At 72.1% G+C, this 19,869-nt stretch carries 16 protein-coding genes and 1 tRNA gene; 8 read left to right on the top strand and 9 right to left on the bottom strand.

The window, feature by feature from the left end; genetic code table 11:
• Positions 1–67 precede the first annotated feature (67 nt).
• Positions 68–4,756, top strand: coding sequence for a PAS domain-containing protein (locus OG252_RS26265; RefSeq protein WP_329339124.1), 4,689 nt, complete (start codon positions 68–70; stop codon positions 4,754–4,756).
• A gap of 54 nt (positions 4,757–4,810) precedes the next feature.
• Here the strand turns inward: OG252_RS26265 and OG252_RS26260 are convergent, their stop codons facing one another.
• Entirely contained in the window at positions 4,811–5,389 is a 579-nt protein-coding gene (locus OG252_RS26260) for a TetR family transcriptional regulator (protein ID WP_266436826.1), read from the bottom strand.
• Between the two features lie 146 nt (positions 5,390–5,535).
• Here OG252_RS26260 and OG252_RS26255 point away from each other — a divergent pair, with 146 nt between their 5' ends.
• Positions 5,536–6,747 carry an MFS transporter gene (locus tag OG252_RS26255; RefSeq protein ID WP_329339121.1) on the top strand — a complete coding sequence of 404 codons (1,212 nt, stop codon included), beginning with the start codon at positions 5,536–5,538 and terminating at the stop codon, positions 6,745–6,747.
• Between the two features lie 61 nt (positions 6,748–6,808).
• On the opposite strand, the gene OG252_RS26250 is transcribed toward OG252_RS26255, so the two are convergent.
• The 6 genes from OG252_RS26250 to OG252_RS26225 all read right to left on the bottom strand — a co-directional run bounded on the left by OG252_RS26250 (position 6,809) and on the right by OG252_RS26225 (position 12,589).
• Complete coding sequence (locus OG252_RS26250; protein ID WP_329339119.1) at positions 6,809–8,503, bottom strand: long-chain fatty acid--CoA ligase; 1,695 nt, start codon at positions 8,501–8,503, stop codon at positions 6,809–6,811.
• Positions 8,504–8,624: 121 nt separating this feature from the next.
• On the bottom strand, positions 8,625–9,182 hold the full coding sequence (locus OG252_RS26245; RefSeq protein WP_329339117.1) for a SigE family RNA polymerase sigma factor: 558 nt from the start codon (positions 9,180–9,182) through the stop codon (positions 8,625–8,627).
• A gap of 204 nt (positions 9,183–9,386) precedes the next feature.
• Positions 9,387–10,553: a lipid-transfer protein gene (locus tag OG252_RS26240; RefSeq protein WP_329339115.1), complete on the bottom strand. Its 1,167-nt coding sequence runs from the start codon at positions 10,551–10,553 to the stop codon at positions 9,387–9,389.
• Positions 10,550–11,008: a MaoC family dehydratase gene (locus OG252_RS26235; protein ID WP_266436821.1), complete on the bottom strand. Its 459-nt coding sequence runs from the start codon at positions 11,006–11,008 to the stop codon at positions 10,550–10,552. The genes OG252_RS26240 and OG252_RS26235 overlap by 4 nt, the downstream gene beginning before the upstream one ends.
• Complete coding sequence (locus OG252_RS26230) at positions 11,005–11,985, bottom strand: bifunctional MaoC family dehydratase N-terminal/OB-fold nucleic acid binding domain-containing protein (protein ID WP_329339113.1); 981 nt, start codon at positions 11,983–11,985, stop codon at positions 11,005–11,007. Before OG252_RS26230 ends, OG252_RS26235 begins: the two co-directional genes overlap by 4 nt.
• Before the next feature lie 289 nt (positions 11,986–12,274).
• Positions 12,275–12,589, bottom strand: a complete 315-nt coding sequence (locus OG252_RS26225; RefSeq protein ID WP_329339111.1) for a hypothetical protein — start codon at positions 12,587–12,589, stop codon at positions 12,275–12,277.
• A 356-nt stretch (positions 12,590–12,945) separates the two neighbouring features.
• Between OG252_RS26225 and OG252_RS26220 the strand changes: the two genes are divergently transcribed.
• The 3 genes from OG252_RS26220 to OG252_RS26210 all read left to right on the top strand — a co-directional run bounded on the left by OG252_RS26220 (position 12,946) and on the right by OG252_RS26210 (position 14,908).
• Positions 12,946–13,812: a bifunctional DNA primase/polymerase gene (locus OG252_RS26220; RefSeq protein ID WP_329339109.1), complete on the top strand. Its 867-nt coding sequence runs from the start codon at positions 12,946–12,948 to the stop codon at positions 13,810–13,812.
• Between the two features lie 91 nt (positions 13,813–13,903).
• Entirely contained in the window at positions 13,904–14,335 is a 432-nt protein-coding gene (locus tag OG252_RS26215; protein WP_329339107.1) for a hypothetical protein, read from the top strand.
• A 51-nt stretch (positions 14,336–14,386) separates the two neighbouring features.
• Positions 14,387–14,908 (top strand): DinB family protein, encoded by a 522-nt coding sequence (locus OG252_RS26210; protein ID WP_329339105.1) that lies wholly within the window; start codon positions 14,387–14,389, stop codon positions 14,906–14,908.
• Between the two features lie 54 nt (positions 14,909–14,962).
• On the opposite strand, the gene OG252_RS26205 is transcribed toward OG252_RS26210, so the two are convergent.
• Both OG252_RS26205 and OG252_RS26200 read right to left on the bottom strand, forming a co-directional pair.
• A tRNA-Ser gene (locus OG252_RS26205) sits at positions 14,963–15,049 on the bottom strand.
• Between the two features lie 61 nt (positions 15,050–15,110).
• Positions 15,111–16,682 carry a S1C family serine protease gene (locus tag OG252_RS26200; protein WP_329339103.1) on the bottom strand — a complete coding sequence of 524 codons (1,572 nt, stop codon included), beginning with the start codon at positions 16,680–16,682 and terminating at the stop codon, positions 15,111–15,113.
• 264 nt (positions 16,683–16,946) lie between these two features.
• Here OG252_RS26200 and OG252_RS26195 point away from each other — a divergent pair, with 264 nt between their 5' ends.
• From OG252_RS26195 to OG252_RS26185, 3 genes are all read left to right on the top strand, one after another.
• Positions 16,947–17,774: a glycerophosphodiester phosphodiesterase gene (locus OG252_RS26195; RefSeq protein WP_266448314.1), complete on the top strand. Its 828-nt coding sequence runs from the start codon at positions 16,947–16,949 to the stop codon at positions 17,772–17,774.
• Between the two features lie 139 nt (positions 17,775–17,913).
• Positions 17,914–18,606 carry an ATP-binding protein gene (locus OG252_RS26190; RefSeq protein WP_266436800.1) on the top strand — a complete coding sequence of 231 codons (693 nt, stop codon included), beginning with the start codon at positions 17,914–17,916 and terminating at the stop codon, positions 18,604–18,606.
• 174 nt (positions 18,607–18,780) lie between these two features.
• A complete protein-coding gene (locus OG252_RS26185; protein ID WP_329339101.1) occupies positions 18,781–19,746 on the top strand; it encodes a DUF5926 family protein in 966 nt (321 codons plus the stop codon).
• Positions 19,747–19,869 lie beyond the last annotated feature (123 nt).

The following is a 19,869-nucleotide window of genomic DNA, read 5'->3' as shown; positions in this document are numbered from 1 at the left end:
GTCGCGGGCCGGTTGGCAAGATGGCCCGAGCGGTCGGCAAGGTGCGGTAACAGGGAGGAAGCGTCTCGTGAGCAGCAGGCCATCCCGAGGCGCTGCTCGCCTCGCAGCCATACTCGACGCGCTTCCCGATGCGTTGGTGCTGGTCAACGCCAATGGGACCGTCGTCAACGCGAACACCATCGCGCTCGAGGCCTTCGAGGCGCCGGGGACCGCGCTGGTCGGGCGCGGGCTGCTCGATCTGCTGCCGCAGTTCGACTCCAAGCTGATCCCCGGCTCCATGCGGCGGCCCGACCACATGGACCCGCGCGGGCGGACCAAGCCGACCCGGATGATCGCCCGGCGGACCGACGGGACCGAGTTCCCGGTCGAGGTCACCAGCGCGAATCTGGAGAACGGCCAGCAGGCCTACGACAGCTACAGCTACGGCGGCGACGAACTGCTGATGCTCGTCGTACGGGACCTGACCGGAACCGTGGACACCGAGGCCGAGCTGGCCCGGTCGCAGCGGCAGACCGAGATGATCCTGCGGGCCGCGTCCGAGGGCGTCGTGGGCACGGACACCGACGGACGGATCGTCCTCGTCAATCCGGCCGCCGCCCAGATACTGGGATACCGGGCCAGTGACCTCGGCGGACGTCAGCTGCACGACCTCGTGCTGCACTCCCGGGTCGACGGCACGCCCTTCCCGTACGAGGAGTCGCCGCTCGCCGACACCCTGCGCTCGGGGCGCAAGCACCGGGTGCGCGGGCAGGTGGTGTGGTCGAAGAAGGGCGAGAAGCTCCCGGTCGACCTGACGACCGCGCCCGTCCGCGACGGCGACCAGCTCGTCGGCGCCGTGCTGACCTTCACCGACCGGCGGCCGTACGACGCGCTCGCCGACGAGAAGGCCGCCGCCGAGAAGCGGTACGAGGAGGAGCTGGAGCGCCTCTCCGAGGAGCACGCCTCCGAGCTCACCGCGCTGCGCCAGAAGCACGTGACCGAACTGGAGGAGATCCAGGAGCAGCACGCCGAGGAGCTCGCCGCCGGCGAGGAGCGGTACGCCGCCCTCGGGGAGCGGGAGAAGGACCGGTTCGAGGCCCTCGCCGGACGCCACGAGCAGCTCCTCACCCTGCTCGCGCGGTCACTGCGCGGGCCCCTCGACGAGCTGCGCCGCGAGCTGGCCGCGCTCGCCGCCGACGACGCCGGGCAGCTGTGGCCCGAGGCGAACCAGGTCCTGCATCACCTCTCGGCCGGCTACTCGCGGATCACCACGCTCATCGACAACGTCCTCGGCTACCAGCGGCTCGACACCGGGGCGGACAGCATCACTCGTATGAAGGTGATGCTCGACGCCGTCGTCGCGGCAGGTGTCGACGGGGCCGTGGAGCTCATCGGGCCCGGCCGCGTGCAGTTCGCCGTGCACGCGCCGCCCATCGAGGCCGAGGTCGACGCCCGGCTCCTCGCCACGGCACTCGCGCACCTCGTCGCGGACGTCGCCGGCGTCGACGCCACCGGCAACTCGCCCGTCTCGGCGGGCGGTTACATGGACAACACGGTCGTCGTCGCGGCGGCGCAGCGCGGTGAGGTCGTACGGATCGAGGTGCGCGGGCCGTACGCCGGGGGAGACCCGGTGCACGAGCCGATCGTGCGGGGCATCGTGCGCGCCCACGGCGGCGTGCTGCAGACGCACGAGGTGCCGGGCATGAGCGGCAGTGCGTACGTCCTCGAAGTGCCGCTCGGCGGTGGGGCCGGGGCCGTCGCGGCTCCCGGTCCGGCCGCGATCGAGGCGGCTCCCGCGGAGGCCGTACTGCCCGAGCAGGCCACCGGTGGCGGTCGGCGGCGGGCCCGGCGGGCCACGACGGACGCCTTCCTGGACAGCGAGGTGCCCGGCGACGCCCCCGACGGTCCCGACGGTGAGGCCTCGGCGCCGACCGGGCGGCGCAGGCGGCGGGCCGCGGGGGCGCCCGCCCAGGAGATCGCGCCGGTTCCGGCCCAGGCTTCGGGTGACGCCGGGGAGGGTTCCGGCGGTGGTACGGGGCGGCGACGGGGGCGGCCTGCCGAGGTGACGGCCGAGGGTGCGGTCGCCGCCGGTGCGGTTGAGGGTGCGGTTGAGGGTGTGCTCGGGGGCTCGGTCGCCGGTGTCGCGGAGGGGGCCGTCGTCACGGCCGCCGAGCATGCGGCCGGGACCGCCGCCGTGGGGACCGGGCTGGGCGGGACCGTACCGCCGCAGGGTGTGCCCGCGCCCGAGGGGCAGCTTGCCCTGCGCGGAGGTGGCGAACAGCACGCGTTGCCGGCGGGGTTGCCCGCGTTGGCCTCCGGTGGTGCGGCGCAGGCGCAGGGGGCCGACGCGGGGCCCGTCGCGCATGCCGAGGGTGCCGACGGTGCCGGCGATGTCGAGAACGGTGGGCAGCCGACCGGGCGGCGCCGGCGTGCGCTGGCCGCCGCGTCGGAGCGGGCCGCGGCGCAGGAGGCCGGACCCCGTGCGGTGTTCGCCCTGCCGCCTGCGGACGCGGACCGGGCGGCCGAGACTGCGGGAGCGGCTGGGGCGGCGGGGGCGGCTGGGGCTGTACCAGGTCAGGTGCCGGGTCAGGTGCCGGGTCAGCCTCAGGTTCAGGGGCAGGTGCCAGGGGTCGTTCCTGGGGCTCCAGGTGTTCCTGGTGTTCCGGGTGTTCCCGCTACTGGACACGCTCAGGTTCCCGGCCAGGGTGGTCCCGGTGACGCCCTCGTCGACGACGGTCGGCACGATGCCGTGCCGCACAGCCAGGCCGATGACCACACTCCTCCGCAGCCGCATCCCACGAGCGTGCCGACGGGGCGTCGCCGACGGGCCGTCGGCCAGGGCGCGGAGGCGGAGCCGACCGGGGTTCCCGTTCAGGAGGTTCCGGCGCAGGGAGCACCGGTCCCGGCAGCCGGTGTGCCTCAGGCCCATGCGGCCCAGGCAGGCACGGTCGCCCAGGGCGGCGCGGCAGGACAGCCGGTGCCGCCAGTGCCGCCGGTGCCGCCCGGTCAGATGATGCAGCCGGGGCAGCATCCCGGCGTGCCCGTCCAGCCCGGCGCCCCCGTCCCGCCGCAGGCCGCAGCGCACGGTCGGCCGACCACCACTCCGGCCGCGCAGCCCGCACAGCCCGGCCCGGCGGCGCCCGCCCAAGCCGCACCCGGCCACCCCGTGCCCAACCCGGCCCAGCCCGCCCTCGGCCAGCCCCTCCCGGCCGAGGCAACCGCCGCCCAGGGCGCCCCCGCCCCCCAGCCGTGGCCCGCCGCCGACGACAGCACCGGCGCCGGCATGCCCGTACCGCCGAACGGCGCCGCCACCGCCGTACCCCCCAACCCGGCAACCCCGCAGAACCCGCAGAACCCGCAGCCCCACCCAGGCACCCCGGCCCCCGGCACCCCCCTCCCTCCCGAGGCAACCGGAGTGACCGGAGCCACCGGCACCGCCCCCACTGCCCCCACCGCCAACGCAACCGGCACGACCGCGCCCGCCCCCGCCGCACCCCCCCGTGCCGCCCAACCGCTCCCCGCCGAAGCCGCCTCAGCACCCGCCTCCGCACCCGCATCCCCGCCCCCCGTGGACCCCAACTCCACACAGGGCAGGGCGATCAGCGTGCGGACCTTGGGGCAGGGTGTGCCGTTCAATCGGCAGGCCCTGCAGGTGCAGCAGCCCTCGGCGGGCGGCGCCGGTCCGCTGCCGTCGGCCACGCCTCCCCCGAACCAGCCGGGCGGTTCCGGCAGGCGCCGGAAGCTCGGTACGCGGCCCGACCCCGCCACGGCTACGGCCACGGCACCCGAGCAGGCGGCACGGCCGCACCCGTCGGCCGAGCAGCCCGCCGTACCGCCCCGGCCGAACACGCAACCGCAGTCGCCGTCGCAGCCCGCGCCCCAGCCCTCGCTCGCCGGGCAGTCGCGGCTCGCGCAGATGACCGAGGGCACCGGGCGGTCGTACGCCATAGGGGCGCCCGACGAGAACGCTGCCGAGGGGCCCGAGCCGCTGGACGGTCCCGGCGGGGCCGTCGAGATCGCGGACACCCCGCGTCCGCAGCCGATGGACGACGAGCTGCCGCCGGAGCCGCTCGACAACCCGCGGCGGCTGCTCGTATGGCCCGCGCCGGACGTGACCACGCAGCAGGCGCTGAGCGATCGCGGGTACCGGCCGGTCATCGTGCACTCGCGCGAGGAGGTCGACGCGCAGATCGCGGCCTTCCCCGCCGCGCTGTTCGTCGACCCGCTGACCGGGCCGATCACGCGGACCGCGCTGCAGTCGCTGCGGCAGGCCGCCGTGGCCGCGGAGGTGCCGGTCCTTGTGACGGCCGGGCTCGGGCAGGCGTCGCGGGAGGCCGCGTACGGGGCCGATCCCGCCGTACTGCTGAAGGCGCTCGCGCCGCGCGACACCGAGCAGCATCCGCCGCGGGTGCTGCTGATCGAGGAGCACGCGGAGATCGCGCTCGCGCTGACCGCGACGCTGGAGCGGCGCGGGATGCAGGTGGCGCGGGCCGCGAGTGACGCCGACGCGGTGACGCTGGCCGGGCAGCTGCGGCCGAACCTGGTCGTGATGGACCTGATGCAGGTGCACAAGCGCCGGGCCGGCATCGTGGACTGGCTGCGCGCGAACGGGCAGCTCAACCGCACCCCGCTGGTCGTCTACACGGCCGCCGTCGACCAGGCGGACCTGCCGCGGCTGGCGTCCGGGGAGACGGTCCTCTTCCTCGCCGAGCGGTCCACCAGCAGCGAGGTGCAGGCGCGCATCGTGGATCTGCTGGCCCGGATCGGGACCAACTAGCCGACCGACCAGCCGAGCGACCAACCGACCGACCAGTCCGCGCCTAGGGTGCGATCAGGGTGCGATCAGCCTTCGCGCCGCCTCCTTGATCGAGGCGCGCAGGCGGGCTCGGTCGGCTTCCTCCGGGCCCGTGAGGATGCGGCGCATCTGCGGGACGGCGGCGGCCCAGTTGGCCAGGGCGGTCAGCAGGAACAGCAGGTCGCGGGGCGGGAACGCGTCGGTGATGACGCCCCGGGCCTGGCCGTCCTCGATGGCGGCGACCTTGCGCGTGTAGTGGTCCTGGCGCTCGGCCTCGTCGGGCAGCTCGGCGGTGCCGTACTCGATGCCCTCCCAGAAGAGGAGGCGCAGCAGTTCGGGGTGGGTGGCGTGGTAGTCGAGCAGCCGGTCGACCCAGCCCTCGATGTCGTCCGGGTCGACGGGGACCGCGGCGGCGAGGTCGACCATGCGCGTGCCGAGGACCTGGGTGAACAGCTCCGCCTTGTTGCCGAAGTAGGCGTAGATCAGCTGTTTGTTGGCCTTGGCCTCGGCGGCGATACGGTCGATGCGGGCGCCCGCGATGCCATGGCGAGCGAACTCGGCTACCGCCGCTTCGTAGATCCGGGCCTTGGTGGCCTCGGCGTCTCTGACTGCCATGAGGGCAGGGTACCGCCGGACGCGGCCTTTATAACCAACTGGTTGGTTGACAGGAAATTCGGGCGAGGGTCACACTGTTGGACGTTCCAACCAACCAGTTAGTTGCTAGAGCTGGCTCCAAGAAATCCGAGGAGTACGTCCCCGCCATGCCGACAGCAGTCACCGCCCAGCAGGCCCGCACCCCGACCCGGGAGCCGGGTGGTATCGCCGCCCGCTTCCTTCTCCCCCTGATCGCCCTGGCCACCGCGGTCACCGCCGCCAACATCTACCTCGCGGCCCCGCTGCTCCCGCTCATCGCCCGCGACTTCGGCTCGACCCCCTCCGCCGTGGCCTGGGTCGCCTCGGTCGCGCAGTTCGGCTACGCCGCCGGCCTGCTCCTCTTCGCCCCGCTCGGCGACACCGTCAACCGGCGCCGCCTGGTCGCCGTCCTCTCGCTCGTCACGGCCGCGGCACTGGTCGTCGGCGCGATGTCCGCCGGGACCACCGCACTCGCCGCGGCCGTCCTCATCGCCTCCGCCGCGACCGTCGTCCCGCAGCACCTCGTCCCGCTGGTCGCCCAGCGCGCGCCCGCCGACCGGCGCGCCCGCCATGTCGCGGCCGTCATAGCCGGGCTGTTCACCGGCATCGTCGCGGCCCGCGTCCTCGGCGGCCTGGCCGGGCAGGCCTTCGGCTGGCGGGCGGTGTTCGTGGGCGCGGCGGTACTGACGGCCGCGCTGGGCCTGCTGACCGCGTACGCCCTGCCCGTCGAGCACCGTGCCGCCCGCACCGGCTCCCTGTTCTCCGGCCTCGCCGCCCTGCCGTCCGTCGTCCGCCGCTCGCCCGACCTGTGGCGCGCGTGCGTGCGCCAGGCCGGGATGTACGGCGCCTGGAGCGCCCTGTGGACCTCGCTCGCGCTGCTGCTGACGGCCGAGGACGCGACGGGCTACGGCCTCACCACCGCGACAGCCGGCCTCTTCGGCCTCTTCGGGCTGGCCGCGAGCGTGGTCGCGCCGCTGGCCGGCGGCTTCGTCGACCGCTTCGGCGCCGCCAAGGTCGTACGGTCCGCGTATCTCCTCGCCGCCGCGTCCGTGCCGCTGTTCTGGCTGGGCGGGCACGTGCTGTGGGCGCTCTTCGTGGCCGCGATCGCCGTCCACGCGGCCCTGGTCGCCTCCCACGTCGCCAACCAGACCCTCGCCCTCACCACCACCTCCACCCCGGCCACCGCCAACACCGCCTACGTCGTGGCCGGCTTCGCCGGCGGCGCCATCGCCTCGGCCCTGGCCGGCTCGGCGTTCACCCACTTCGGGTGGGACGGGGTGTGCGCGGTGGCGGGGGTGTGGCTGGTATTGGGGTGGGCCACGACCGCCGTACGACGGTGAAGTCGGTGTCGGTGTACGGCGGGCAGGGCGCTCTTGGGTGCCCTGCCCGCCGTATCCCCCGCTAGCTGTGCTGACCGGACAGGTTGGTGACGTCCAGCTCCCCCTCCGCGTACCGCCTGCGCAGCACCTTCTTGTCGAACTTGCCCACGCTCGTCTTCGGCACCGCCTCGACGATCGACCAGCGCTCCGGGAGCTGCCACTTGGCGATGTGGCCCTCGTCGGCGAGGAAGGCGCGCAGGGTCTCGAAGTCGGCGGTGGAGCCCTCCTTGAGGACGACCGTGGCCAGTGGGCGCTCGCCCCACTTGTCGTCGGGGACGGCGACCACGGCCGCCTCGGCGACGTCCGGGTGGGACATCAGCGCGTTCTCCAGCTCCACCGAGGAGATCCACTCGCCGCCGGACTTGATGACGTCCTTGGCGCGGTCGGTGAGGGTGAGGAAGCCGTCCGCGCTGATGGTGCCGACGTCGCCGGTCTTGAGCCAGCCGTCCTCGCTGAACTTGTCGGCGGGGCGCAGCGGTTCGGCACCGACGCCGTTGTAATAGGCGCCGGCGATCCAGGGACCGCGGACCTCCAGTTCGCCGGCCGACTCGCCGTCCCAGGCGAGGCGTTCGCCGCCGGGGCCGGTGAGGCGGGCCTCGACACTCGTCGGGAAACGGCCCTGGGTCAGGCGGTACGCGAACTCCGCGTCCGTGCCGACGGCGTCGGCCGGCGGGCGGGCGACCGTGCCGAGCGGCGACGTCTCCGTCATGCCCCAGGCGTGGCAGACGCGCATGCCGAGCTTGTCGAAGGCCTCCATCAGCGAGGGCGGGCAGGCCGAGCCGCCGATGGTGACCTGCGTGAGGGAGGAGACGTCACGCGGCTTGGCGGTCAGCTCGGCGAGCAGGCCCTGCCAGATGGTGGGCACGGCGGCCGCGTGCGTCGGCTTCTGGGTCTCGATCATCTCGGCGAGCGGGGCCGGCTGGAGGAAGCGGTCCGGCATCAGCATGTTCACGCCGGTCATGAAGGTCGCGTGCGGCAGGCCCCACGCGTTGACGTGGAACTGCGGGACCACGACGAGCGAGGTGTCCTCGTCCGTCAGACCCATCGACTGGGCCATGTTGACCTGCATGGAGTGCAGGTAGATCGAACGGTGGCTGTACACCACGCCCTTGGGGTCACCCGTGGTGCCGGAGGTGTAGCACATCGCGGCGGCCTGGCGCTCGTCCAGCTCCGGCCAGTCGTACGTGGTCGGCTTCCCGGCGATGAGCTCCTCGTACTCGTGCACCTGGACGGTGCCGGCGCCCGCGAGCAGCGAACGGTCGCCCGGACCCGACACCACCACGTGCTCCACCGTCTTGAGGTGCGGGAGCAGCGGGGCGAGCAGGGGCAGCAGCGAGCCGTTGGCGATCACGACCCGGTCGGCCGCGTGGTTCACGATCCACGCCAGCTGCTCGGGAGGGAGGCGCAGGTTGAGGGTGTGCAGGACCGCGCCCATGGAGGGGATCGCGAAGTAGGCCTCGACATGCTCGGCGTTGTTCCAGGCAAGCGTCGCCACCCGGTCGTCGCCCGCGACCGCGAGGTCCTCCCGCAGCGCGTGTGCCAGCTGGGCCGCTCGGTCGCCGATCTCGGCGAAGGAGCGCCGGTGCGGCGCCTCCTCACCGGTCCATGTGATCACCTGCGAGGTGCCGTGGATCGTCGATCCGTGGGTCAGGATTCTCGAGATCAGCAGCGGTACGTCCTGCATCGTGCTCAGCACGGTGTCCTCCCGGGGCGACATTGCCTAGGCGGTGGTAAGGGCTGCGCAAAGTCTGCGCGCATACCGCGCGGTATGTCACTAGGGAAGAGTGATCGATCAGGTCACGTTGCGGTCGATGTGTGAAGACGGTACCGGTCCGGCACTACCGGACCAGCACCAGCTCGGGGTCTTCGCGCAGCTTGCCCAGCGCCCGGGACACCGCCGACTTCACCGTGCCCACCGACACCCCGAGCACCTCGGCCGTCTGTACCTCGCTGAGGTCCTCGTAGTACCTGAGGACGACCATCGCCCGCTGCCGGGCGGGCAGCTTCGTGATCGCCCGCCACATCGCGTCGTGCAGCGCCTGCTGCTCGGCCGGGTCGTCGGCGGTGGCCACCGGCTCCGGCTCGGGCAGCTCGTCGCACGCGAACTCGTCGACCTTGCGCTTGCGCCACTGCGACGTCCGCGTGTTCAGCAGCGCCCGGCGGACATAGCCGTCCAGCGCACGATGGTCCTCGATGCGTTCCCACGCGACGTATGTCTTGGTCAGCGCGGTCTGCAGCAGGTCCTCCGCGTCGCACGGGTTCGCGGTCAGCGACCGGGCGGTACGCAGCAGCACCGGCTGGCGGGCCTTCACGTACGACGAGAACGAGGGGTACGGAAAGGTCTGCGTCGCCGGCGTGGCGGCCTTCGAAGCGCTGGTGCAGACGGGTGTGGTCATGGCTCCACGCTATGAGCGAGGGCGCCTCCGGCTCATCGGCCGTAGGTCCCGAAGACGAGTCCGCCTCAGGTTGTAGGGGTGGTGCTGGCTGCACCTCCTGAAGGTGGACGAGCGGCTCGGGGGTACTGCGGGATGACCCCTGGGGGCTGGGCGCTTCCCCCTGCGATTCATCCGCGGGGGGGGGTGCACGCTTTCCCCCGCGCTTCATCCGTCGGTGGCAAGCACCAGACCCGACGTCGGCACTCCCGTCCCCGCGGTCACCAGGATCCGCTCCGCGCCCGGTATCTGGTTCGCCGACGTGCCCCGCAACTGCCGTACTCCCTCCGCCATGCCGTTCATACCGTGCAGATACGCCTCCCCGAGCTGCCCGCCGTGCGTGTTGATCGGCAGCTCGGCCCGCCGCACGAAGTCCGCCGCCTCCCCCTTTCCGCAGAACCCGAACTCCTCCAGCTGCATCAGCACGAACGGTGTGAAGTGGTCGTACAGGATTCCCACGTCGATGTCGGCCGGTGTGCACCCGGAGGTCCGCCAGAGCTGGCGGGCCACCACGCCCATCTCCGGCAGGCCGGTCAGGTCGTCGCGGTAGAAGCTGGTCATCTGCTCCTGCGCCCGCCCCGCGCCCTGGGCGGCCGCCGCGACGACGGCGGGCCGGTGGGGCAGGTCGCGGGCCCGCTCCACCGAGGTGACGACCAGGGCCTGACCGCCGTCGGTCTCCTGGCAGCAGTCCAGCAGCCGCAGCGGTTCGACGACCCAGCGGGAGGCCGCGTGGTCGGCGAGGGTGATGGGCCGGCCGTGGAAGTACGCCGCCGGGTTGGTCGCCGCGTACCCGCGGTCCACGACGGCCACCTGCCCGAAGGCCTCCGGGGTCAGGCCGTACGTGTGCAGATACCGCTGGGCCGCCATCGCCACCCACGATGCCGGGGTGAGCAGCCCGAAGGGAAGGGACCAGCCCAGCGCCACCCCCTCGGCCGACGGCTCCCGGTGCTGCACCCCCGAGCCGAATCTCCGCCCCGACCGCTCGTTGAAGGCGCGGTAGCAGACCACCACCTCGGCGACGCCGGCGGCGACGGCGAGCGCCGCCTGCTGGACGGTCGCGCAGGCCGCGCCGCCGCCGTAGTGGACACGGGAGAAGAAGGACAGCTCGCCCATCCCGCAGGCCTGGGCCACGGTGATCTCCGGGCTGGTGTCCATCGTGAACGTGACCATCCCGTCCACGTCGGCCGGCCGCAGCCCGGCGTCGTCCAGTGCCGCCCGCACCGCCTCCGCCGCCAGCCGCAGCTCGCTGCGCCCCGAGTCCTTGGAGAACTCCGTCGCCCCGATGCCGACGATCGCCGCCCGTCCGCCGAGGGTGTCGCGGGTGCGTACGCTCATCCCGCCTCCCCGGCCGGGAGGGTGACCGGTGCCTGGCGGGCACCTGTCCGGCGGGCGGCGGGTGCCGGGAGGGCGACCGTCACCGTGCCGGTCACATGTCTGCCGACGGAGTTGGTGCCGATCACACGGACGGTCACGGTGTCGTCGGGCACGTCCTCGGCCAGGTCCTCGATCGTGCCCGTCAACACCATCGTGTCCCCCGGGTAGTTGGGTGCGCCGAGTCTGATGGCCACCTTGCGGAGTACGGCCCGCGGTCCGAAGTGGTCCGTGATGTACCTCCCTACCAGGCCGTTCGTCGTCAGGATGTTCATGAAGATGTCGGGGGAGCCCTTCTGCCGGGCCAGTTCGGCGTCGTGGTGGACGTCCTGGTAGTCGCGCGAGGCGATGGCTCCGGCGACGACGAGGGTGCGGGTGATCGGGATCTCCAGGGGCGGGAGTTCGTCACCGGGTTTCATGCGGCCTCCCCTCGGGCGCGGAAGACCGGCAGCACCAAGTCATCGTCGTACGCCTGGAATTCGAGCAGGACGGACTGGCCGATCCGCACCTTGTCGTACGGCACCCCCACCACGTTGCTGATCATCCGGACGCCTTCCGCCAGCTCGATCAGGGCGACCGCGTAGGGAGGGTCGAAGGCGGGGAAGGGCGGGTGGTGCAGGACGACGTACGAATAGACCGTCCCCTCGCCGCTCGCCTCGACCGTGTCCCAGTCCGGACAGCCGCAGGTGGTGCAGCCGGGCAGCCAGGGGTGGCGCAGGGTGCCGCAGCCGGTGCAGCGCTGGATCAGCAGCCGGTGCTGCCGGACTCCTTCCCAGAAGCCGACGTTGTCGCGGTTGACGACCGGACGAGGGCGCGGGGGTTTCTCGTGTCGGCCCGCGGGGGCGTACTTGAGGATGCGGAAGCGGTGGGTGCCGGCGAGGTCCTCGCCCACCCGGACGTCCATACGGGTCGTCACGAAGTACCCCGTGCCGAGCTTGGTCGTCTTGCGCTCCGACACCGACTCGATCACCGCGTCGAAGGTGACCTCGTCGCCCGGCCGCAGCGCTCTGACGTACTCCTGCTCGCAGTCGGTGGCGACCACCGAGGTGCAGCCCGCCTCGTCGAGAAGGGCGAGGAGGTCGTCGTACGCCTCGGTCCGTCCGATGTCGGCTCTGTGGCCGGAGAGGCCTCCCATGGTCCACGCCTGGAGCATGGTGGGCGGGGCGATGGCGTCCGGGCCCGCATACGCCGGGTTGGTGTCGCCCATCGCCTCGCACCAGTGGCGGATCATGGGCGCGTTGACGGGGTCCTTGCCGACGCCGGCGACCACGGAGGGCCGTCCCTCGAAGGCCTTCAGCCGCTTCTCCAGGTCGCCCGGGTTGCTGGTGTCGCCCAAGTTGCCCCCGTTGCCCGCGTTGCCCAGGTCATCGCTCACCTCCTGCTCGTTGTTCACCATCGCCCCCTCGTCATCCCGTGCCGCATCGCATTGACACTTTTGGTACACCGCAGCCGCCGGTCCGGTTCCCACCGATTTCCCGAAGATTTCTGACTGTCCGTCAGATGAGGGAAGGTGTCAAGGCCGGGGGCCCGCATGCGAAAACGCCTGCGCGGCGATGCCGTAGCACCGCCGCACAGACGCATTTCCACCCCCCCGCAGACCCCCCCACAGGCCCCTAAAGCGCCCCCCGCAGGCCCTCACGCACGGGAGTCGACCCAGCCGAGCCGCGAGCACCGGCCCCCTCAGATCACCACCACAGCGGGGTGAAGTTGACGGACGTGTTGTCGTTGCCCTGATTGATGGCCGTGAACGCGGAGCCGTTGACCTGGGCGGTGTTGCTCTGGTTCGAGGCACCGGAGCCGGTCGCCTGCTGCTGCGTGGTGGACGAGTTGCCGAAGTTGTCGTTCCCGACGCCGCTGCCACCGACGGTCGCCACACCAGCGTTCGATCCGTTGTCCGCGAAGGCGCCGTTGTCCGCCGTCGCGACGCCGGTGAAGAGTGCGGCGGCGAGCGGGAGGGCGGAGACAGCGGCGATGACGCGGGCGGTACGGATGCTTGCCATGTTGTTCCTCCAGAACATGTACGTGCCGGCTGCGGTGCCGGTCGTACGTGAAATACGGCTTCTACCTGGGCAGTTGGCCGACCGCCCCGGTGCTGTGCACGACGTCGCGAGATCAGAGTTGCCCACAGAAACCCCGGCGAACTACCCCTGAAGCCGTTATTCGCCCTCAAGCGTGATGACATGTCGATAAACCCCTTTCGTGACTTCACGCACCACCTCAGGACGGTTCCGGACACGTCCACCCAAGCCCCGCAAGGGGGGAAGCGTTCCGGCGCACTTCCAGCCAATCCGTTCAGCCCGGCGCGTCGCCCCACCCCCCTCTTCCCTTTTTCGAACACGCGTACGAACATAGAGGCATGGCCACCACCGACCGGCAGGCCACGACGCTGGCCCTCGCACACGCCCTGTCAGCCGCCGAACGCGGACTGGCCGTCATCCCCCTGTCCCGGACGAAGCTCCCGGCCCTGCGCTCCCCCCACCGCGACGGCCCCTCCGCCCCGCCCTGCCACGGCGAATGCGGCCGCCTCGGCCACGGGGTCTACGACGCCGCCACCGACCCGGACCGCATCCGCGAACTGTTCGCCGCCGCGCCCTGGGCGACCGGCTACGGCATCGCCTGCGGCCTCCCGCCCCACCACCTCATCGGCATCGACCTCGACACCAAGTCCGGCACGGACTCCTCGGCCGCCCTGCGCGAACTGGCCCTGCGCCACCTGTTCACGATCCCCGACACCGTCGTCGTCCTGACCCCCAGCGGCGGCCGGCACCTCTGGCTGAGCGGACCGCCGGACGTCGTCGTCCCCAACTCGGCGGGAAGGCTGGCCCCCGGCATCGACATCCGGGGGGCCGGCGGCTACCTCGTCGGCCCCGGCTCCCGCACCGACCACGGCGCCTACGCCACCGCCCCCGGCACCGCCCACCTCGCCCCCGCGGCCTGCCCGCCCGCACTGCTCCGCCTCCTGCTCCCCCCGCCCCGCAGCCACCACCCCACGCCCTCCTCCACCGGCGGACACGGCCAGGGCCTCGTCCAGTTCGTGCTCGCCGCCCACGAGGGCCAGCGCAACACCCGCCTGTTCTGGGCGGCCTGCCGCGCCTACGAGGACGGCATCGGCCCCGCCCTCGTCGACCCCCTGGTCGAAGCGGCCCTCAACACCGGGCTCACCGAACGCGAGGCCCGCGCGACCATCGCGTCGGCGGCGCGGATGACGGGGCACCGGCCGTAGCGGACAGGGAGCTCCACGGCGGGCGTACGGGCCTGCAGGGGAAACCGAAATTCACGGGAGCACCATGCACCACCGCCCCAGAGTGCCCACCATGTCCCTGGCCCGCGTGGTCCTCACCTCCGGCCGCTCGCTCGACCTCTCCGAGCTGCGGCTGTCCTCCACGTACGGCGGGATGCTGGAGGGCTACCCCTGCAAGCCGGTCAACGAGGCAAAGATCAAGGGCCTGCTACGAGCCGCCGAGCGCACGCTCCCCACCACACCCGTGCACCTCGTCCCGCCCCCGCGCGAGTATCCCGACCAGTACGCCGGAGGCCTCGGCCCGGTAGAGATCCTGCCGTCCGTGGCCTGCGTCGGCTCCTTCCGCTCCATGGCCCTGCACCCGGACCACGACCCGATCCTGTTCCGCTCCGCCCTTACGGTCGTCTGGTTCCAGCCCACGACACAGGTGCCGTCGGGCTGCGACGCGGAGACCGCGCTGCGGGACATAGCGTGGGAGGAACTGGCACGGGACTACGAGTTGTAGCCCCCCGGAAATCCAGTTTCTAGGTCAGTACCGGTGTGCCAGTGTCGCCCGGTGACTGTTTCCCAATCCGACCTGCTCCGCCGCCAGTTCGACCTCACCTGGACGCTGTTCGAATACCATCTCGACCGGCTCGAACCCGAGGACTTCCTGTGGGAACCGGCGCCCCACTGCTGGACGGTACGCCGCACCGCCGACGGCACCTGGGTCCCGGACTGGGCGGACACCGAGCCCGACCCGGTCCCCGTACCGACCATCGGCTGGCTGAGCTGGCACATCGGCTGGTGGTGGGGCACCGCCCTCGACCACGTGGAGCACCGTCCTGCCCGGGCCCGAACCGACGTCACCTGGCCCGGCCCCGGAAAGCCCACGGTCGCCTGGCTCCGCGACCTCCGCACAGCCTGGCTGACCGCCCTGGCCCGCCTCACCGACACCGACCTGTCCACCACAGCCCCCTTCCCCTGGCAGAACGACCCCGAGCACACGGTCGCCGACATGCTCGCCTGGGCGAACGCCGAGCTGATGAAGAATGTGGCGGAGATCGGGCAGGTTCGGTTGTTGCGGGCGGCGTCGTAGGCGCCGAGCCACGCAGAAGGGGTGCCCCGGATCGGAGCACCCCTTCGACGAGCGCGGTGGGTGTGGGATTTGAACCCACGGTGACATCGCTGCCACGACGGTTTTCAAGACCGTTCCCTTAGGCCGCTCGGGCAACCCACCCCGCGCTGTCGGTACCGGCAGCGCGGGACAAGAGTAACGGTTGGCGCAGGGCGGTGTGGGGTCAGCTGTCGCCTGTGCGGGAGCCCAGGGTGAGTTCGACCGTGCGGGTCTTGCCGTCGCGTTCGTAGGTGATGGTGACCTTGTCGCCGGGCTTGTGGGTCCAGATCTCGCCGATGAGGGTGGGACCGGAGTCGATCACGCGGTCGTCGAGCTTGGTGATGACGTCGCCGGGCTTGAGGCCGGCCTTGGCGGCGGGGCCGCCCGCCTCGACCGGGTCGGAGCCGCTGGCGCCCTGTTCGGTGATCTGGGCGCCGTCCGTGGAGTCGTCCAGGGAGACGGACGCGCCGATCTTGGCGTAGACGGGCTTGCCGGTCTGGATCAGCTGCTGGGCGACGTACTTGGCCTGGTTGATCGGGATGGCGAAGCCGAGGCCGATCGAGCCGGACTGACTGGTGCCGCCGAGGCCGCCGTTGCTGCTGGACTGGATGGCGGAGTTGATGCCGATGACGTTGCCCTGGGCGTCCAGGAGCGGGCCGCCGGAGTTGCCGGGGTTGATGGAGGCGTCGGTCTGCAGGGCGCTCATGTAGGACGCGTTGCTGCCGGTGCCGTCGCTGGACGCTACGGGGCGGTTCTTCGCGCTGATGATGCCTGTCGTGACCGTGTTGGAGAGGCCGAAGGGGGCGCCGATCGCGATCGTCGAGTCGCCGACGGCCACCTTGTCGGAGTCGCCGAGTGTGAGCGGCTTGAGGTCCGACGGGGCGTTCTTGAGCTTGATGACCGCCACGTCGTAGCCCTGTGCGTGGCCGACGACCTCGGCGTCGTACTTCTTGCCGTTCGGGAAGGTCGCCGTGACCTTGCCGCCGTCGACCGCGTCGGCGACCACGTGGTTGTTGGTGACGATGTGGCCCTCGGTGTCGAAGACGAACCCGGTGCCGGTGCCGCCCTCGCCGCTGGTGGACTCGGCCTCGATGGTGACGGTGCTGGGCAGCGCCTTGGCGGCGACGCCGGCGACCGTGCCGGCGTCGCGCTTGACGGAGCCGCCGCTGTCGGAGGCGGAGACGGTGGTGGAGGAGCTGCTGTCGTCGTTCTTGGCCAGCGTGTAGCCGAGGCCGCCGCCCAGGCCGCCCGCGAACAGCGCGGCCACCAGGATCGCGGCGACGAGGCCGCCGCGGCCGTTTCGGGGCTTCGGGGCGGGCTGCTGGTAGGCGGCGCCCCAGACGGATCCCGAGCCGCCGGAGCCGCCGTCGCCGTAGCCGGGGGTGCCGGAGCCGCCGTCGCCGTAACCAGGCGTGCCGGAGCCGCCGTCCGCGTACGACGGGGTGGCCGGGGGCGGTGGGGGCGGCCAGGCTCCCTGCGGCGAGGTGCCTCCATGCGGGGTGCCTGCTTGCGGGGTACCCCCCTGCGGGGCGCCGCCGGAGTCCGCCGCGGCGTAGGCGGGGGTCTGGCCCGCGTGCACCAGCTGCTGCTCCTGGGCGCCGGAGGCGCTCGGCGGCGTCGGCGGGAGCGGAGTCGTCGGGGCGCCTGCGCCGGGAGCGGGGGGCTCCTGGGGCGCCGAAGCAGCGGGAGCATCCACCGGCACGGGGGGTGCGGACGGGGCCGGGGGTACCGCGGTGCCCTCGTTCTCGGTGCTCACAGCTTCTCTCCTCGATCCACGGCTGTAGTTTGTCGGTCGCACTCGGTCACGCGCTTCATGCTTCGCGTTGGTCGACGGTCCGGCGCGATGCAGCTGTGCATGTGTGTTTGTATGCCGTCAGTTTTTCCCACAGGCCGTCAGAGCACCATAAGCGGTGCCTGTGGGTCCACGACCATTCTTTATATAGGTTATGTGGGACAAATGACGCGCAATCCCAGGGACTCTGTTCGCATGCGTACCCCCGAGCGGTGGCACCATGACGCGGTGACCCACGTACGACAGCACCGGATTCAGGTCGTCGCCCACCGCGGAGCCTCGGAAGAGGCCCCCGAGCACACCCTGGCCGCGTACCGGAAGGCGATCGAGGACGGTGCCGACGCCCTCGAATGCGATGTACGGCTGACCGCGGACGGTCATCTCGTCTGTGTCCACGACCGTCGCGTCAACCGTACGTCCAACGGCCGCGGAGCGGTCTCCGCACTGGAGCTCGCCGATCTCGCCGCCCTGGACTTCGGCTCCCGCAAGACCCGGGAGTTCTGGCGTACGCGTGACGAGGAGCCCGACTGGGAGTTCCGCCCCGAGGACCGCGAGGACACCTCCGTCCTCACCCTGGAGCGGCTGCTCGAACTCGTCGCCGACGCGGGGCGCCGGGTGGAGCTGGCGATCGAGACCAAGCACCCCACTAGGTGGGCGGGGCAGGTCGAGGAGCGGCTGCTGGTGCTGCTGAAGCGGTTCGGGCTGGACGCCCCGGCGTCCGCGGCCGAGTCGTCGGTGCGGGTCATGAGTTTCTCGGCGCGCTCGCTGCACCGGGTGCGGGCCGCCTCGCCGACGTTGCCGACGGTCTACCTGATGCAGTTCGTGTCGCCGCGGCTGCGCGACGGACGGCTGCCGGCGGGCGTCGGGATCGCGGGTCCCTCGATCCGGATCGTGCGCAATCACCCGGCGTACATCGAACGTCTGAAACGAGCCGGGAACCAGGTGCACGTGTGGACGGTGAACGAGCCGGAGGACGTCGATCTCTGCGTCGACCTGGGCGTCGACGCCATCATCACCAACCGCCCGCGCGCGGTACTGGGCCGGCTGGGCCGCTGACGCACGCGCGCGTGCGTCACGACTCTTGACCCGGCAGCCCCACCGGCCCCATCCTCCAGTCTCGGCCACACCGTCGAAATCCAGCCAGGCGACTACAGGGAGTGCTCCGGCGCGTTCGGTACGTGTTCGATCGTTGCGAATGCGTCACCGGACATGGATTGGCCGGTTTCCGGTACAGGCCAATGGGGCATCCACACCGTGGCGTGGGGCAAAGGAGGTCTCGGGGGTGGCGTTGGTGGTGGCACAGGAGGTGCCCACGTCGTCGAGCATGGCCGTACCCCATGGCCCTGCGGGCGTGGGCAAGGCAAGACACCGTATGCGCACACAGTTGCGCAGGGGCGGAGTGTCGGAAGCGGTCATCGACGACGCCGTACTCATTCTTTCCGAACTCTTGAGCAATGCGTGCAAGCACGGCAGGCCGCTGGGCGACGCCCTGGCCGGGGACGGCGACGTCCGGGCCGCATGGCGAGTGGACACGGGCGGCAGGCTCACGGTCGAGGTGACGGACGGCGGCGGACCCACCCGCCCGGCTCCGGCCACGCCCTCGGTCACCGCGCACGGCGGCCGCGGGCTGAACATCATCACCGCGCTGGCCGACGACTGGGGCGTACGGGACGAGACCCGCGGCGAGGTCACGGTGTGGGTCGTCGTCCACGACGACGTCCACGATCCCGACGCCGGTCACCGACGCGACGACTTCGCCGCACGCTCCTCCACTCTCGACTTCCCTCGAGCGCGAGGGACCGCGGGACCCCCCATGGCACCGTCGGTCTCGGCGATACCCGAGATGGCCGAGCTGAACTTCGCGGACGCCTTCGACGACCTGGACTGAAAACCGATCCGTTGCGGTTGACGACCTGGACCGAACCGACCGGTTCCCGGAGGATCCGCGCGTTGTCCACAGGTCGGCACGTAGGCCGCGTTGTCCACAGGCTCCGGTCGCCGATGGCGCAAACGGCTAGGCTCGCGCCCGTACGAGACGAGCCGTAACCGGGAGACACCCACGATGGCCAAGAAGCGACCTCAGACGAAGGCCAAGCGGCCGCAGCTCAGCGATGCCGAGATCCCGGTGGTCGGTGCCCGTGAGCCCTGCCCCTGCGGCAGCGGCCGGCGTTACAAGGCCTGTCACGGCCGGGCCGCCCAGCACGCCGTGACCGAGCTGGTCCAGCGCCCCTTCGACGAGCTGCCCGGTGAGTGCGACTGGGTGGCGCTCCGCGAGCTGGTGCCGGCCGCCACGGTGGAGCTGACCCTGAGGGGCGGCCTCCCCGAGGGCGTCCCGTCGGTCACGCTGGCCACGGTGCTGCCGATGGCCTGGCCGGCCCTGCGCCGCGACGACGGCTCGGTCCTGCTGGGCCTGCAGAACGACACGGCGTCCGGCGACATCAGCCGCGACCTCGCCGACACCCTCCAGCGCGCGCTCGCCGCGGACCCGGGCACTCCGGTCCAGTCCCGCCGCGCTCCGGCGGACGGTCCGCGCCTGCAGGAACTGCTCGACGCCGAAGGCGCGTTCGAGCCAGTTGTGCACCCGGGCTTCGAGTTCTGGGTCCCGGACGCGGAGAACGCCACGCCGGAGGTGACCGCCTCCCTGGAGCGGGCCAACGCCGCGGCCATCCCGACCGTGCGGCTGACCGGCGTGGACGCCGCGTACTGGTGCGAGACGCCGGACAAGAACCACCTGCGCTGGGTGATGCCGCACCCGGAGGAGCAGCTTCTGGACGCCCTGGCGCGGCTGCACGCGGCGGGCAGGTCGAACCTCGGCGAGGGCACCCGTCTCGTGGGCTCCTTCCGCGCTCACGGGCTTACGGTGCCGGTCTGGGACCTGCCGAGCGGGGTCTCGGCGGAGGACATCGAGAAGCCGGCCGCCGAGTTCGCCGAGCGCCTCTCCGGCGCGCTGGCCACGGACGCACCGCTGACCCCGGACGAGCGCCGCGCGCGCGGCGGACTGACCAACCGGCAGGTCACGCTGAGTTGACACAGACCGTGCGGCTGACCGGTCGGTCAGCCGCACAGAGTCTTGCGGAGCCGAAGGTTCCGCTCACAACTCCCCTTCGCCGCAAGCCAGTCGGTGTCCGAATAGCCGAGCAAGAGCCGAGAT

Source organism: Streptomyces sp. NBC_01352, from assembly GCF_036237295.1.
GTDB classification, from domain to species: Bacteria; Actinomycetota; Actinomycetes; order Streptomycetales; family Streptomycetaceae; genus Streptomyces; species Streptomyces plumbiresistens.
The sequence above is the reverse complement of the archived record's forward strand: the minus strand, read 5'-3'. Positions and strand labels throughout refer to the sequence as shown.

Bases quoted from the DNA above. Each gene is read 5' to 3' on its own strand.
- OG252_RS26260 (WP_266436826.1), bottom strand. From the start codon at position 5,389: ATGGCAGTCAGAGACGCCGAGGCCACCAAGGCCCGGATCTACGAAGCG.
- OG252_RS26255 (WP_329339121.1), top strand. From the start codon at position 5,536: ATGCCGACAGCAGTCACCGCCCAGCAGGCCCGCACCCCGACCCGGGAG.
- OG252_RS26250 (WP_329339119.1), bottom strand. From the start codon at position 8,503: ATGTCGCCCCGGGAGGACACCGTGCTGAGCACGATGCAGGACGTACCG.
- OG252_RS26245 (WP_329339117.1), bottom strand. From the start codon at position 9,182: ATGACCACACCCGTCTGCACCAGCGCTTCGAAGGCCGCCACGCCGGCG.
- OG252_RS26240 (WP_329339115.1), bottom strand. From the start codon at position 10,553: ATGAGCGTACGCACCCGCGACACCCTCGGCGGACGGGCGGCGATCGTC.
- OG252_RS26235 (WP_266436821.1), bottom strand. From the start codon at position 11,008: ATGAAACCCGGTGACGAACTCCCGCCCCTGGAGATCCCGATCACCCGC.
- OG252_RS26230 (WP_329339113.1), bottom strand. From the start codon at position 11,985: ATGGTGAACAACGAGCAGGAGGTGAGCGATGACCTGGGCAACGCGGGC.
- OG252_RS26225 (WP_329339111.1), bottom strand. From the start codon at position 12,589: ATGGCAAGCATCCGTACCGCCCGCGTCATCGCCGCTGTCTCCGCCCTC.
- OG252_RS26220 (WP_329339109.1), top strand. From the start codon at position 12,946: ATGGCCACCACCGACCGGCAGGCCACGACGCTGGCCCTCGCACACGCC.
- OG252_RS26215 (WP_329339107.1), top strand. From the start codon at position 13,904: ATGTCCCTGGCCCGCGTGGTCCTCACCTCCGGCCGCTCGCTCGACCTC.
- OG252_RS26190 (WP_266436800.1), top strand. From the start codon at position 17,914: ATGCGTCACCGGACATGGATTGGCCGGTTTCCGGTACAGGCCAATGGG.
- OG252_RS26185 (WP_329339101.1), top strand. From the start codon at position 18,781: ATGGCCAAGAAGCGACCTCAGACGAAGGCCAAGCGGCCGCAGCTCAGC.